The sequence below is a fragment of the Streptomyces sp. NPDC002935 genome, from assembly GCF_040611295.1.
Classification (GTDB): domain Bacteria; phylum Actinomycetota; class Actinomycetes; order Streptomycetales; family Streptomycetaceae; genus Streptomyces.
Map to the genome: position 1 here is coordinate 92,821 of NZ_JBEXNW010000012.1, position 13,900 is coordinate 106,720.

Consider the following 13,900-nt stretch of genomic DNA (forward strand, 5'->3'; position numbering starts at 1 on the left):
GACCCTGGATGTCGTACGGGATGCGGAACATGACGGTCCGTCGGCATCGGTCCGGCGGTCCGGGGTAGGCGTGAGACTGCGGCGAACGAGCGGCGAACCCTGGCGGGGTCACCCGTTCGCCGGTGCGGCGCGCGATGTCCGTCACATCGTGTCGCCCCGATGTCGGCCGCTCACGCGCAGGCCACCGCAGGTAAACGTGCGTCAACAGTGCGTATCCAGTCGATGAACCCGATGTGCAATCATCCGGGAACCGCGAGTATCGTCCTCACCTGCACAGACTCCATACCGATCCCTTGACACCGGAGGGCCCGTTGTCCCGCTTCGCGCTCATCAAGGCAGTGCTCGGACCGATCATGCGCCTGATGTTCCGCCCACGGGTGGAAGGCGTGGAGCACATCCCGGGCGACGGTCCGGTGATCCTGGCCGGCAACCACCTCACGTTCATCGACTCGATGATCCTTCCGCTGGTCTGCGACCGGCAGGTGCTCTTCATCGGCAAGGACGAGTACGTCACGGGCAAGGGCCTCAAGGGCCGCCTGATGGCGTGGTTCTTCACCGGCGTCGGCATGATCCCGGTGGACCGGGACGGCGCCAACGGCGGCGTCGCGGCGCTGATGACCGGCCGCCGCATCCTGGAGGAGGGCAAGGTCTTCGGGATCTACCCCGAGGGCACCCGCTCCCCCGACGGCCGCCTGTACCGCGGCCGCACCGGCATGGCCCGGCTCACCCTGATGACCGGCGCCCCGGTCGTCCCGTTCGCGATGATCGGTACCGACAAGCTCCAGCCGGGCGGCGCGGGCATCCCGCGGCCGGGCCGGGTCACGGTCCGCTTCGGCGCGGCCATGGAGTTCTCGCGGTACGAGGGCATGGACCGCGACCGGTACGTGCTGCGCGCCGTCACCGACTCCGTGATGACCGAGGTCATGCGGCTTTCCGGCCAGGAGTACGTCGACATGTACGCCACGAAGGCGAAGGCGGCCTAGCCCCCTCCGCCGGGCCCCGCGACACCGAAAACGGGTGGGCCCCGACCGGCAGTTGCCGGTCGGGGCCCACCCGTTTTGTACGGTTCCGGCGGGTGTCGATCGCAGCCGTCCCGGATCGGGACGGGCCGCGCTGCGCTCCCCGCCCCGGTGGCCCGGACTTCGGCCGGCCCCCTCACGCCTCCAGCTTCTGGCCGCGCAGCAGGAACCACGCCGCCACCGCGGTGGCGAGCAGGACCGCCGCGCCCGCGCCGGACGCGAGCGCCAGGCCGTCCACGAAGGACTCCCTGGCCGCGCTCAGCAGCGCCTCGGAGGTGTGCTCGGGCAGACTCCCGGCGGCCTCCACCGCTCCGCCGAGGGAGTCGTGCGCCTCGGCCGGTGTGCCCGCGGGGCCGGTGAAGCCCGCGTAGACGCCGGTCACGACGGAGCCGAGCAGGGCGATCCCGAGAGCGGCGCCGAGTTCGTACGCCGTCTCGGAGACCGCGGACGCGGCGCCCGCCTGGTCCTTGGGCACGGCGGAGAGGATGACGTCGGCGGTGACGGTGAACGAGAAGCCCGCGCCGACGCCGACGACCAGCAGGGCCGCGCCGAGCAACGGATACCCGGTGGACCGGTCGAGCAGGGTGAGCGTGCCGAGCGCGAGGCCCACCGCGGCGAGTCCGCCGGAGACGACGGTACGCACGGAGAACCGCCGCGCGAACCTTCCCGCGACCAGGCCCGTCGCCACCGCACCCACAGCGGCGGGGATTTCGGCCAGACCCGCCTCGAACGGCCCCCTGCCCTGCACGAGTTGCAGGTACTGGGAGAGGAAGAAGACAAGTCCGGACAGGCCGAGCACGGTGAACAGGTCGGCGAGCACGGCACCGGAGAATCCGCGGTTGCGGAACAGACGCACGTCCAACAGCGGCGAGGGAAGCGTCAGTTGGCGGCGTACGAACCAGAAGAGCGCGGCGGCGCCGAGCAGTCCGGTGACGAGCGCCTCGCCGCTCGGTCCGTGCGCGGCGAGTTCCTTCACCGCGTACACCACGCCGATCACACCGACGAGCGAGAGCGTGACGCTGATCAGATCCCACGGTCCGGGGTTCGGGCTCTTCGACTCGGGCAGCAGCCTGCCGCCGACGAGGACGAGCACCACCATCACCGGAAGGTTGATGAGGAAGACCGAGCCCCACCAGAAGTGTTCGAGCAGGAAGCCGCCGACCACGGGGCCGACCGCCGTGCCCGCGGAGGCCGTCGCACCCCAGATGCCGATGGCGAGGCTGCGTTCGCGCGGGTCGTGGAAGATGTTGCGGATCAGGGCGAGGGTGGCGGGCATCAGGGTCGCGCCCGCGACACCGAGCAGCGCCCGCGCCAGGATCATCGTCTCGGGTGTCGTGGCATAGGCGTTGAGCACGGATATCAGGCCGAACGCCGTCGCGCCGACGAGGAGCAGCTTCTTGCGGCCGATGCGGTCGCCGAGGCTGCCCATGGAGACGAGCAGACCGGCGATGACGAAGGAGTAGACGTCACCGATCCACAGGAGCTGGGTGCCGGAGGGCTTCAGGTCCTCACTGATGTACGGGGTCGCGAGGCCGAGGACGGTCGCGTCCACGGCCACCAGCAGCACGGCCAGGACGAGGACGCAGAGCGCGAGCCATCGGTCGGGGCGCTTGTGCACCTCCGTCACGAGCGCCGGCTGCAGGGTGCTGGTCATGGTTCCTCTCTCCTGAGCGCGCCGCCGAGCAGCAGCTCGACGATCATGTGGTGGAAGTCCTTGGCGGCGACCCGGCCTTCGGTCACGGCCCATGCCGCCGAGGCCATCAGCCCGTAGAGCGCCTCGGTGAGCCAGGCCGGGCTGAGGTCGATACGGAACTCGCCGTCCTCCTGTCCGCGCCGGAACAGCGCGGCCATCCGGGCGTCGAGCCGGGCCCAGCCCTCGTGCTGCCCGTCGCCCTCGAAGAGCTGGTTCTCCGTGTAGAGGAAGGCGAGCAGTCCGGCCACCTTCTCCAGCTCCCTCACCAGGCGGCGCACGGCCTCCTGGGCCGTGCCGTCGTCGAGGCGGGCCGCGTCCAGAGCGGCCTCGCACTCCTCGATGCCGAGCGCCTCCAGCGCGCGCACGAGCGCGTCGCGGCCGGCGAACTGGCGGTGCAGCGTGGCCCGGCTGATCCCGGCGGCCTTGGCGACCTCGTCCATGGTCGCGGTGGATTTCCGGGTGAGCAGGGCTGCTGCGCTGCGCAGCACGTGGTCACGGTCGACAGCCATGAGACAACTGTACCGCAGGTGAGACACTGATGTCTCATAAGGAGCGCACGCGTCTCACATCCTCCGTGTTCCGGGGGTGCTCGAAGCGCTGGTGGCGTTTCTCCTGGCGCTCAGTGCCAGGGCAGCTGCCCGCGTCGCTCCCAGTACGCCCGCGGTTCCTCCGCGAGGGCGGCGATCCGGGACAGCTGGTCGTCGTCGAGGTCGACGACCGCGGCGTGCAGGTTCGAGGCGAGCTGGTTGGCGGTGGCCGCCCCCGAGAGCACGACGCCCGCCCAGGGTTGGCGCAGGATCAGCGCGAGGGCGACCGCGTCGCAGCCGAGGGAGGTCTCCGCGGCAACGGCCCGCAACGCGTCCGGCGCGTGGGGCTGCGCGAGCCGGCCGTTGGCCATGCCCTCTTTGACGATGACCGTGAGTCCGGCGTCGTGGGCTTCGGCGAGCGCTGAGGCCGCCGAGGTCTCCAGGACGTTGAACGTGGCCTGGACGGTGCGGAAGAGCGGCGTGCCGTCGACCGTCACGGCGAGCGCGGCACGGATCGCCTCGGCCTGGGCGGGCCCGCTGGTGGAGAAGCCGATCGACAGGCCGCCGGCGGCCGCTTCGGCGAGTGCCGCGTGCAGCTCCTTGTCGGTGAGGGCCGGGCTGTCCGGGGTCACCGAGTGGATCTGGTAGAGGTCGAGCCGGTCGCCGAGCAGCGCCGCGGTCTCGGCGCGCTGCCGTTCGTACGTGGCGAGGCCGTGGTCCTTGACCTCGTGCGCCTCGGCGTCGGTGCGCCAGTCCGCGGTGTACGTGTAGCCCCATTTGCTGCCGACGACGATGTCGTCGATGTCGGGGCGGTGATTGAGCCAGTCGGCGAGGAACTCCTCCGAGCGGCCGTAGGAACGGGCCACGTCGAAGTAGCGCACTCCCTGGGCGTAGGCGGCTTCGAGGAGTTCGTGGGTGCGCTCGCGCAGGGCGTCGACACTGCGGTCGGCCGGCAGGTCCTCCTCGCGGCCGAGGTTGATGTACCCGGGGCGGCCGACGGCGGCGAGCCCCAGGCCGAGGTGGGCGGTGGGAGTCGTGGCTGAGGCGAGGCGTGCGAAGGGCATCGCGGCTCCGTTCGGTCGGCTCCTTTACGGCTCCCGACCAACGTAACCCGCGACACCCTCCGTCGTGCGGCACCCGCTCCCGCACGCGATCCGCTTCCGCTCTCCCGCGCTCGTCCACACGCCCAGGAAGCTACTTCTTCCGCTTGGCCTCGGCCCACGCCTGCTGGGCGGCGACGTCCGCCTTGATCTCGGCGAGCTGGACAGCGACCGCGCTGGGCGCCGTACCGCCGCGGCCGTCGCGGGAGGCGAGGGCGCCGTGGACGTTGAGGACGGACCGCACCTCGGGCGTCAGGTGCGCCGAGATCTTCGCGAACTGCTCGTCGGTCAGCTCGTCCAGTTCCTTGCCGTCCGCCTCGGCGACCTTCACGCACTCACCGGCGACCTCGTGCGCCACACGGAACGGCACACCCTGCTTGACCAGCCACTCGGCGATGTCGGTGGCGAGCGAGAAGCCGGCCGGCGCCAGCTCCTCCATGCGCTCGCGGTGGACGGTCAGCGTGGCCATCATGCCGGTGAAGGCGGGGAGGAGGATCTCCAGCTGGTCGCAGGAGTCGAAGACCGGCTCCTTGTCCTCCTGGAGGTCGCGGTTGTACGCGAGCGGCAGCGCCTTGAGCGTGGCCATCAGCCCGGTCAGATTGCCGATCAGACGGCCCGACTTGCCGCGCGCGAGCTCGGCGATGTCCGGGTTCTTCTTCTGCGGCATGATCGACGAGCCGGTGGAGAACGCGTCGTGGAGGGTGACGAAGGAGAACTCCTTCGTGTTCCAGATGATGACCTCCTCGGCGATCCGGGAGAGGTTCACGCCGATCATCGCGGTGATGAAGGCGAACTCCGCCACGAAGTCGCGGGAGGCCGTGCCGTCGATGGAGTTGGCGACACTGCCGTGTTCGAAGCCGAGGTCCTTGGCCACCGCCTCCGGGTCCAGGCCGAGGGAGGAACCGGCCAGGGCACCGGAGCCGTACGGCGAGACGGCCGTCCGCTCGTCCCACTGGCGCAGCCGCTCCGCGTCCCGGGACAGGGACTGGACATGGGCCAGGACATGGTGGGCGAACAGCACCGGCTGGGCGTGCTGGAGGTGCGTACGGCCGGGCATCGCCACGTCCGGGTGGGCCTCCGCCAGGCCGATCAGAGCCTCCTGGAGGTCGGCGATCAGACCGCCGACGATCCGGGCGTGGTCACGCAGGTACATCCGGAAGAGCGTGGCCACCTGGTCGTTGCGGGAGCGGCCGGCGCGCAGTTTGCCGCCGAGGTCGGGGCCGAGGCGCTCAAGCAGGCCGCGCTCCAGGGCGGTGTGGACGTCCTCGTCGGCGATCGTGCCCACGAAGGAGCCGTCGGCGACATCGGACTCCAGCCGGTCGAGGCCCTCGATCATCCGGCCGAGCTCGTCCTCGGTGAGCAGGCCCGCCCCGTGCAGCACGCGCGCGTGGGCACGCGAACCGGCGATGTCGTACGGCGCGAGGCGCCAGTCGAAGTGGACCGACGCGGACAGCTTGGCCAGGGCCTCGGCGGGACCGTCGGCGAAACGTCCGCCCCAGAGCCGTACGTCACCGCTGTTGCTGCTCACTTGCGTTACTCCTCGAAAGGTCTGGATGTGCCGCCGCCTCCCCACGCGCGACGGAGGAGGCGGCTGTCAGGCTAGTGCTCGGGAGGCTTCGAGGCGGCGGACACGACACGCCCCCGCCAAGTCCCGTACGGCTTACGCCAGGTCCCGCTTGGCGGCGATCTTCGACGACAGGCTGTAGATGTCGATGAAGCCCTTGGCCGCGGCCTGGTCGAAGGTGTCGCCCGTGTCGTACGTCGCGAGGTCGAAGTCGTACAGCGAGGTCTCGGAGCGCCGGCCGGTGACGACGGCGCGGCCGCCGTGCAGGGTCATCCGGATGTCGCCGTTGACGTGCTGGTTGGCCTCGTGAATGAAGCCGTCCAGGGCGCGCTTGAGCGGGGAGAACCACTGGCCGTCGTAGACCAGTTCGCCCCAGCGCTGCTCGACCTGCCGCTTGTAGCGGGCGAGTTCACGCTCGACGGTGACGTTCTCCAGCTCCTGGTGGGCGGTGATCAGCGCGATCGCGCCCGGAGCCTCGTACACCTCACGGGACTTGATGCCCACGAGCCGGTCCTCGACCATGTCGATCCGGCCGATGCCCTGGGCGCCGGCGCGCTCGTTGAGCTGCTGGATCGCCTGGAGCACACTGACGGGCTTGCCGTCGATGGCGACCGGGGCGCCGTGCTTGAAGGTGATGACGACCTCGTCGGCCTCGCGGTGCTCGGCCGGGTTCGAGGTGTACTCGTAGATGTCCTCGATCGGGGCGTTCCAGATGTCCTCCAGGAAGCCCGTCTCGACCGCGCGCCCGAAGACGTTCTGGTCGATGGAGTACGGGGACTTCTTGGTGGTGGCGATCGGGAGCTGCTTGTCCTCGCAGAAGGCGATCGCCTTGTCCCGGGTCATAGCGTAGTCGCGGACCGGGGCGATGCACTTGAGGTCGGGGGCGAGGGCGACGATGCCGGCCTCGAACCGCACCTGGTCGTTGCCCTTGCCGGTGCAGCCGTGGGCGACCGTGGTGGCGCCGTGCTTCTGCGCGGCGGCGACGAGGTGCTTGACGATCGTGGGCCGGGAGAGGGCGGAGACCAGCGGATAGCGGTCCATGTAGAGGGCGTTGGCCTTGATCGCCGGAAGGCAGTACTCGTCGGCGAACTCGTCCTTGGCGTCCGCGACCTCGGCCTCCACGGCACCGCAGGCGAGCGCGCGCTTGCGGATGACGTCCAGGTCCTCGCCGCCCTGGCCGACGTCGACCGCTACGGCGATGACCTCGGCGCCCGTCTCCTCGGCGATCCAACCGATGGCGACGGAGGTGTCCAGACCGCCTGAATAGGCGAGTACGACGCGCTCGGTCACGGGATTCTCCTCACAGTGCATTCGCTGACATGCATGAGTATGCAGGAGTCTGCATGGTTCGTCAATCCGGGCCGGCTCGGCGACGGAATCTTCCGGGGGCTTGAACGGGGGAAACCGCTTTCGCGTATCTCCCGCTGAACGCAGGCGCCGCGTTCACGAACGGCAGGAACGCAGGAACGCAGGACCGCAGGACCGCAGGACCGCAGGACCGCAGGACCGCAGGACCGCAGGACCGCAGGACCGCAGGACCGCAGGACCGCAGCAACACGGACACCGGACCGCCCGGACGACCACCGGACGGTCCCCCACCCCCGACCCGAATGAGGCTTCCGCATGTCCAGGGCTCTTCCGAAGTACAACAAGCGGCGCGTCGTGATGATCGGCGGAGCCTCCGCCGTCGTGCTGTCCGCCGCGGTGATCGCCGGCAGCGCCCTTGCGGGCGAGACACCCGGGAGCGGCGCCAAGAACGCCACGACGAAGGCCGCCGCCGCGGGCACGGTGAACTGCCCGGCGGTGGCCCCGAGCCTGCCCGCGGTCCCCGCGTCCGCGAAGGCCGAGGTCGACCGCAACCTCGCCCTGCTGAACACCCAGATCGCCGAGGCGAACAAGCGACTGGTCGACACGGTCGGGCAGGGCGGGCCCAACTTCGTCCAGAACGCGATCCTCGGCCCCCTCAAGGACAAGCGCGTCGCCACCGTCAACCGCATCGCGACGGCCATCGGACGCACGGCCGCCAAGCCGCAGGGCCTGGACTCGCTCGCGCCGTGCACGCTCAACGCCGCCGGAGGTGCGGTCACGGGCGGTGCGGCCACCGGCACCGCCGCGCCCAGCGCGACGGCCACAGCACAGGCGGGCGGGGCCGCCGGCGACACGGGCGCCGCCACCGCCGCCGGCACCATCACCTGCCCGGACGTCGCGTCCAAGCTGCCCGCCGTCCCCGCCTCCGCCAAGGCCGAGGTCGACCGCAACCTCACCCTGCTGAACACCCAGATCGCCGAGGCGAACACGCGCCTGGCCAACACGGTCGGACAGGGCGGGCCCAACTTCGTCCAGAACGCGATCCTCGGCCCCCTGAAGGACAAGCGGACCTCGACCATCGACCGCATCGCCATCTCCATCGGCCGTACCGCCGCCAAGCCGACGGGGCTGGACTCCCTCGCCGCCTGCACGCTCACCAAGTGACGTGACAGACCCCGTGGCCGCCCCGCCGATGCCGGACGGGGCGGCCACGGGGTTCCGGCGATGCTCCCGAACGATGTCGCCGGAACCCGGAATTCCTTAGACAGGCGAAAGGCTTTCCCGGATAATAGTTAGACATGGGAAAGACCTATGAGCACATCGACGGCCGCCTCCGCACGTTCATCGAGGCGCAGCCCCTCTTCTTCACCGCGACCGCGCCCCTGTCCGGGGACGGCACGGTCAATCTCTCCCCCAAAGGGCTCACCGGTTCCTTCGCCGTGCTCGACGAGCGGACCGTGGCCTATCTGGACTTCGCCGGGAGCAACGCCGAGACGATCGCGCATCTGCGCGAGAACGGCCGGATCACCCTGATGTGGTGTGCCTTCCAGGGCCCGCCCAACATCGTCCGGGTGCACGGTCGCGGCGAGCCGGTCTTCCGCGACGACCCTCGCTTCAAGGAACTCCTCACCCACTTCGCCGCCATCGATCCGGTCCCGCACGGCCTGCGCGCGATCATCGTCGTGACCGCCGAGCTCGTCCGCGACACGTGCGGCTACGCGGTGCCCTTCATGTCGTACGACGAGGACCGCGATCTGCACGCCAGGCGCTTCGCGCGCGAGGACGACGCCTCACTGAGCGAGTACTTCACCAAGAAGGAGCACATCGCGACAAGCCTGGACGGACTGCCCGGGCTGCCGCTGCCGTTGCCCCCCAGTACGGTCTGAGCCATGCGCCCAGGGCCCGTTCGGCGGATCATGCCGCAGACGCGGGGCCCGGCACGCCCTCGCGCAAGCCGCACAGCGCCGTCGGCACGACGAGCGGGCCGAACGGCGCTCACCCGCTACTGAGCTCACCCGCTACTGACGGAACCGGCGGACCGCGGTTCAGGCCGTGGGGAGCCGGACCGTGAACGTGGTGGCTCCCGGGCGGCTCTCCAGGCCGACCGTCCCTCCGTGCGCCTCGACCACGGCCGCCACGATCGACAGGCCGAGGCCCGCTCCGGTGCCGCCTCCGTCCGCACGGCGGCGGTCAGCCCGGGTGAAGCGTTCGAAGACGCCGGGCCGGACGTCGTCGGGAACCCCGGGTCCGTCGTCGTGGACCTTCAGCAGGGCGGCGGTGCCGACCTCTTCCAAGGACACCGTCACCCGGGTGCCGACAGGTGTGTGCACACGCGCGTTGGCCAACAGGTTCGCCAACACCTGTTGGAGCCGGTGGGCGTCGCCCGTCACGGTCACCGGCTCCTCCGCCAGCTCCAGGACCCAGCGGTGGCCGGGGCCCGACGCACGGGCGTCGGTGACCGCGTCGAGGACGAGGTGGGTGAGGTCGACGGGAAGCCGTTCGAGGGGGCGGCCGGCGTCGAGGCGGGCGAGCAGCAGCAGGTCGTCGACCATCTCGCCCATGCGCGCCGACTCGGCGGCGATCCGTTCGAGGGCGCGGGTCACCTTCGGGGGCACCGGGCCGGGGTGCAGGAGCGCGAGCTCGGCGTGGCCGCGGACCGAGGCGACCGGGGTGCGCAGCTCGTGGCTGGCGTCGGCGGCGAAGGTGCGCAGCCGTTCCTCGCTCGCGTGCCGCTTGGTGAGCGCGTCCTCGACATGGCCGAGCATGCGGTTGAAGGCGCCGGCGACACGGCCCACCTCGCTGCGCGGGTCGGACTCGGGCGCGCGCGGGGGCAGCGCCACCTCGCCGCTCGCGAGCGGGAGTTCGCTGACCCGGGTGGCGGTCGCGGCGACCCGGTTCAGCGGGCGGAGCGACCAGCGCACCCACAGGGCCCCGGCGACTCCGGCGACGACGAGGGCCACGCCGAAGACCAGGGAGGCGACGAGTTCCAGACGGTGGACGGCCGCGTCGACCGGCTCCAGGGGCAAGCCGGTGATCAGCACGTCGCCGTCCTGGCCGGGCGTCGCCAGCACCCGGTAGTCGCCCAGCGTCGACAGACAGACGGTGTGGGCACGGCCGTCCGTCGGGACCGCGGCCAGCACCGCCTCGTCGCGGGCGGTCGGTGCCACGTTCCGGACGGCCGTGGTGGTGCCGGACGGCACGACCGCGGCGTTGGTGACGTCGTCGCCGACCAGGCGCGCTCCGAAGGTGCCGGTGCTCTGTCGGCGGGTGTCGCCGTGTTCGTCGCCGTCGTGGTCGGACGGCTTCGGCGAGCTGTGCTCCAGGCTCGCCGGGAACCGGGCCCCGGCATCCTGCAGCTGCTGGTCGAGGCGTCCGGTCAGGAAGCCGTTCAGTTCGTAGACCGCGGCCACGCCGACGGCGGCGCAGCTGACGGCGAGCAGCACCACGAGCCCGGCGGTGAGGCGGGCCCGCATCGTGCGCGGGCGCGGCAGAGCGCGCAGGGCCGCCGCCGTCCGGAGCCGCCACCGCCTGCCCCGGGCCCGGATGGTCGCTCTCACCGGCCCGCCGCGGGTTTGATGACGTACCCGGCGCCCCGGACCGTGTGGATCATGGGCTCACGGCCCGCGTCGACCTTCTTGCGCAGATAGGAGATGTAGAGCTCGACGACATGGGCCTGGCCCCCGAAGTCGTAGGACCAGACGCGGTCGAGGATCTGCGCCTTGCTGAGCACGCGGCGCGGGTTGCGCAGGAGGAAGCGCAGCAGCTCGAACTCGGTCGGCGACAGCTCGATCAGGTCGCCGCCCCGGGTCACCTCGCGGGCCTCCTCGTCCATCGCCAGGTCCCCGACGACCAGTCGCGGGCCCTCGTCGATCCGGCGGGCCATGCCCGCGCGGCGCAGCAGTCCGCGCAGCCTGGCGACGACCTCCTCCAGGCTGAACGGCTTGGTGACGTAGTCGTCGCCGCCCGCCGTGATACCGGCGATACGGTCCTCCACGGCGTCGCGGGCGGTGAGGAAGAGGACGCAGACGCCCGGCAGCACGGTGTGCAGGTCGCGCAGCACGGCGAAGCCGTCGGTGTCCGGGAGCATCACGTCGAGGACGACGGCGTCGGGCAGCAGTTCGCGTGCCTCGCCGGCCGCGGTTGCGCCGTCGCCCGCGGTACGGACCTCCCAGCCCTCGTAGCGCAGGGCACCGGAGAGGACCTCGGCCAGGTCCGGATCGTCGTCGACGACGAGGACGCGCACGGGGGTGCCGTCGGGCCGGGTGAGCGAGGGCGCCCGGGCGGCGCCCCGGGAGGAGACAGCGCCGACGTCCGGGACACGGCCGGCACCGGGCTCCGGGGCGCGGGCACTGCCGGACTCCGGGGCGTGGTCGGCACTGGTGCCTCGGGCGTGCGGGGCGCCGGTGTCCCGGGGGCGGGGCGCGCCGGTGGCTGGGGTGGGAGAGTTCATGTCGTCTTCCAGCATCGCCCCTCCCGAGGGGCGTGCCCTGCCTCGTGGCCTCTGAGTTTCCTCTGAGTCACCTCTTCCGGGCAGCGCCGTACGACATCCTGCGACGCTCACCGGAACGGACGCGCGACCCGGCCGGAACGTGTCGTGGCCGTGGGCGCCCTCGGCCTGCCCCGCACGGACCACGTCTGCCCGACAGGTGCACACGCACGCTCTGAGTTTGCTGTGAGTCCGCGCCGGACGCGCCCGTTCAGAGCCTCCTCAGAAGTTCAGGACGCACTGTTTCCTCCCGGACCGCCGGAAGAAGGACGGAAACATGACCACGGTGTACGAGCGGGCGGCCGACCCGCGCCCCGCACGAGGACGCGGGCGGCCTCGGCCCTCACCGGCCGGACCGCTGCTGGCCCTCCTGTGGGCGGGAGCGGCCGCGGTCCTCGCCCTGTGGTGGACCGACACACGGTCGGTGGTGGGCCTCGCCGGCTGGCTGACGGACGCCGGGCGGATCGCCGGGCTGCTGTGCGGCTACAGCTGCGCCGTCCTGGTGGCGCTGATGGCCCGGGTCCCGCTCCTGGAGCGGCGCATCGGCTCCGACCGGGTGGCCCGCTGGCACGCCATGGCGGGCCGCTACACGATCTGCCTACTGGTCGCGCACGTCACGCTGATCCTCTTCGGCTACGCCGCCCAGGACGGGACGGGCATCGTGCACGAGACGCTGAGCGTGGTCCTCGACTACCCGGACATGCTCAAGACGACGTTTGGCACGGTCATCCTGTTCGCCGTCGGGATCACCTCGGCGCGCCTGGCCCGCCGCCGGATCAGCCACGAGTTCTGGTACTACGTGCACCTGCTGACGTACCTGGCGGTCTTCCTGGCCTTCTTCCACCAGCTCTCGCTCGGCTCCGACCTCGTCGGCAACCGGGCCGCGCAAGCCGCCTGGTACGCGCTCTATCTCGGTACGGCCGCGCTCGTCGTGTGGTTCCGGCTGCTCGCCCCGGTACGGCTCAACCGGCGCCACCGGCTGCGCGTGGAGTCCGTGCACCGGGAGTCTCCCGGAGTCTTCTCCGTCGTGATCCGCGGGGAGGCTCTGGACGAACTGAACGCCCGGGCGGGCCAGTTCTTCCGCTGGCGGTTCCTCGCGGACGGGATGCGGTGGACCTCGACGCCGTACTCGCTGTCGGCTCCGCCCCGGCCGGACCGGATGCGGATCACCGTGAAGGCGCTCGGCGACCACAGCGCGGCCGTGGGGCTGCTGCGGCCCGGCACCCGTGTGTGGGCGGAGGGCCCCTACGGCTCGCTGACCGCCGACCGGAGCACGGGATCGAAGGCCCTGCTGATCGCGGGCGGCGTCGGCATCACGCCGCTGCGCGCCCTGTTCGAGACGCTGCCCGGTCAGGTCACGCTTCTCTACCGGGCGCGCACGGCCGAGGACCTGGCGCTGGGCGGCGAGCTGGAGGCCATCGCGCGGTGGCGCGGGGCACGCGTCCTGTACGCGGTCAACGCCGCCGACGGCACCCGTCCGCGGCTGACCGCCGAGTCGCTGCGCGAGACCGTGCCGGACATCGCCGAGCACGACGTCTATCTCTGCGGACCTCCCTCGATGGCGCAGGAGTTGTACGGGGCGCTGCGCACAGCGGGTGTCCCCGACCGCCGTATCCACCACGAGTCGTTCGAGCTGTGAGGCCACCGTGCACGCCCTGAAGAAGAACCGTCCGCTGCGCCGGGTCATGCTGGCGGCCGCCACCACGGTCACCGGTGTCGTCCTGCTGCTCTCGCTGAAGCCGCACACGCCACCGACGCCGGCCGAGGCGTCCTCGTCCGGAAGCCATTCCCCTTCGTCCTCCTCTTCCTCTTCCTCTTCCTCTTCCTCGGGAGGCTCGTCCGGGGGCTCCTCCGGGAGTTCCTCGGGATCGTCCGGGGGCACGAAGAGCACGGGGACCAGGACCGTCACCGGCGATACCGTGCAGACCCGTTGGGGTCCGGTCCAGGTGCGGATCACGCTGAAGAACGGCAGGATCACCGAGGTGACCGCGGTCGCCTACCCCTCCGAGAATCCCAAGGACCAGGAGATCAACAGCTACGCGATTCCCCAGCTCAGGCGCGAGGTGCTGGCCGCGCAGAGCGCGCAGATCGACTCGGTCTCCGGGGCCACCTACACCAGCGACGGATACAGGCAGTCCCTGCAGTCGGCACTCGACTCGGCGGGCCTCTGAACGCACGGGCGTCGTGGACCGTATCTCTGGGC

General features: G+C 71.3%; 12 protein-coding genes. 5 read left to right on the forward strand and 7 right to left on the reverse strand.

Annotation, left to right across the window (positions count from 1 at the left end; genetic code table 11):
• Positions 1-311: 311 nt before the first annotated feature.
• Entirely contained in the window at positions 312-983 is a 672-nt protein-coding gene (locus ABZX90_RS18380) for a lysophospholipid acyltransferase family protein (protein WP_351130230.1), read from the forward strand.
• A 172-nt stretch (positions 984-1,155) separates the two neighbouring features.
• Here ABZX90_RS18380 and ABZX90_RS18385 read toward each other — a convergent pair whose 3' ends face one another.
• The 5 genes from ABZX90_RS18385 to ABZX90_RS18405 form a co-directional block, all read right to left on the reverse strand.
• Positions 1,156-2,673: an MFS transporter gene (locus ABZX90_RS18385; RefSeq protein ID WP_355206031.1), complete on the reverse strand. Its 1,518-nt coding sequence runs from the start codon at positions 2,671-2,673 to the stop codon at positions 1,156-1,158.
• A complete protein-coding gene (locus ABZX90_RS18390; RefSeq protein WP_355206033.1) occupies positions 2,670-3,221 on the reverse strand; it encodes a helix-turn-helix domain-containing protein in 552 nt (183 codons plus the stop codon). Before ABZX90_RS18390 ends, ABZX90_RS18385 begins: the two co-directional genes overlap by 4 nt.
• A 110-nt stretch (positions 3,222-3,331) precedes the next feature.
• On the reverse strand, positions 3,332-4,303 hold the full coding sequence (locus ABZX90_RS18395; RefSeq protein ID WP_351134937.1) for an aldo/keto reductase: 972 nt from the start codon (positions 4,301-4,303) through the stop codon (positions 3,332-3,334).
• A gap of 130 nt (positions 4,304-4,433) precedes the next feature.
• Complete coding sequence (gene argH / locus ABZX90_RS18400) at positions 4,434-5,867, reverse strand: argininosuccinate lyase (protein WP_351134935.1); 1,434 nt, start codon at positions 5,865-5,867, stop codon at positions 4,434-4,436.
• 132 nt (positions 5,868-5,999) lie between these two features.
• On the reverse strand, positions 6,000-7,193 hold the full coding sequence (locus ABZX90_RS18405) for an argininosuccinate synthase (RefSeq protein ID WP_351134933.1): 1,194 nt from the start codon (positions 7,191-7,193) through the stop codon (positions 6,000-6,002).
• A gap of 333 nt (positions 7,194-7,526) precedes the next feature.
• Here ABZX90_RS18405 and ABZX90_RS18410 point away from each other — a divergent pair, with 333 nt between their 5' ends.
• Both ABZX90_RS18410 and ABZX90_RS18415 read left to right on the forward strand, forming a co-directional pair.
• On the forward strand, positions 7,527-8,375 hold the full coding sequence (locus ABZX90_RS18410) for a hypothetical protein (RefSeq protein ID WP_355206038.1): 849 nt from the start codon (positions 7,527-7,529) through the stop codon (positions 8,373-8,375).
• A gap of 134 nt (positions 8,376-8,509) precedes the next feature.
• Positions 8,510-9,097: a pyridoxamine 5'-phosphate oxidase family protein gene (locus tag ABZX90_RS18415; RefSeq protein ID WP_351134929.1), complete on the forward strand. Its 588-nt coding sequence runs from the start codon at positions 8,510-8,512 to the stop codon at positions 9,095-9,097.
• A gap of 159 nt (positions 9,098-9,256) precedes the next feature.
• Here the strand turns inward: ABZX90_RS18415 and ABZX90_RS18420 are convergent, their stop codons facing one another.
• A complete protein-coding gene (locus ABZX90_RS18420) occupies positions 9,257-10,684 on the reverse strand; it encodes a HAMP domain-containing sensor histidine kinase (RefSeq protein ID WP_355206270.1) in 1,428 nt (475 codons plus the stop codon).
• Positions 10,685-10,764: 80 nt separating this feature from the next.
• Positions 10,765-11,676, reverse strand: a complete 912-nt coding sequence (locus tag ABZX90_RS18425; protein WP_351134927.1) for a response regulator transcription factor — start codon at positions 11,674-11,676, stop codon at positions 10,765-10,767.
• Positions 11,677-11,974: 298 nt separating this feature from the next.
• On the opposite strand from ABZX90_RS18425, the gene ABZX90_RS18430 reads away from it, so the two are divergent.
• Both ABZX90_RS18430 and ABZX90_RS18435 read left to right on the forward strand, forming a co-directional pair.
• Positions 11,975-13,336, forward strand: coding sequence for a ferredoxin reductase family protein (locus tag ABZX90_RS18430; RefSeq protein ID WP_355206042.1), 1,362 nt, complete (start codon positions 11,975-11,977; stop codon positions 13,334-13,336).
• Positions 13,337-13,343: 7 nt separating this feature from the next.
• Positions 13,344-13,868 carry an FMN-binding protein gene (locus ABZX90_RS18435; RefSeq protein WP_355206045.1) on the forward strand — a complete coding sequence of 175 codons (525 nt, stop codon included), beginning with the start codon at positions 13,344-13,346 and terminating at the stop codon, positions 13,866-13,868.
• Positions 13,869-13,900: the final 32 nt, after the last annotated feature.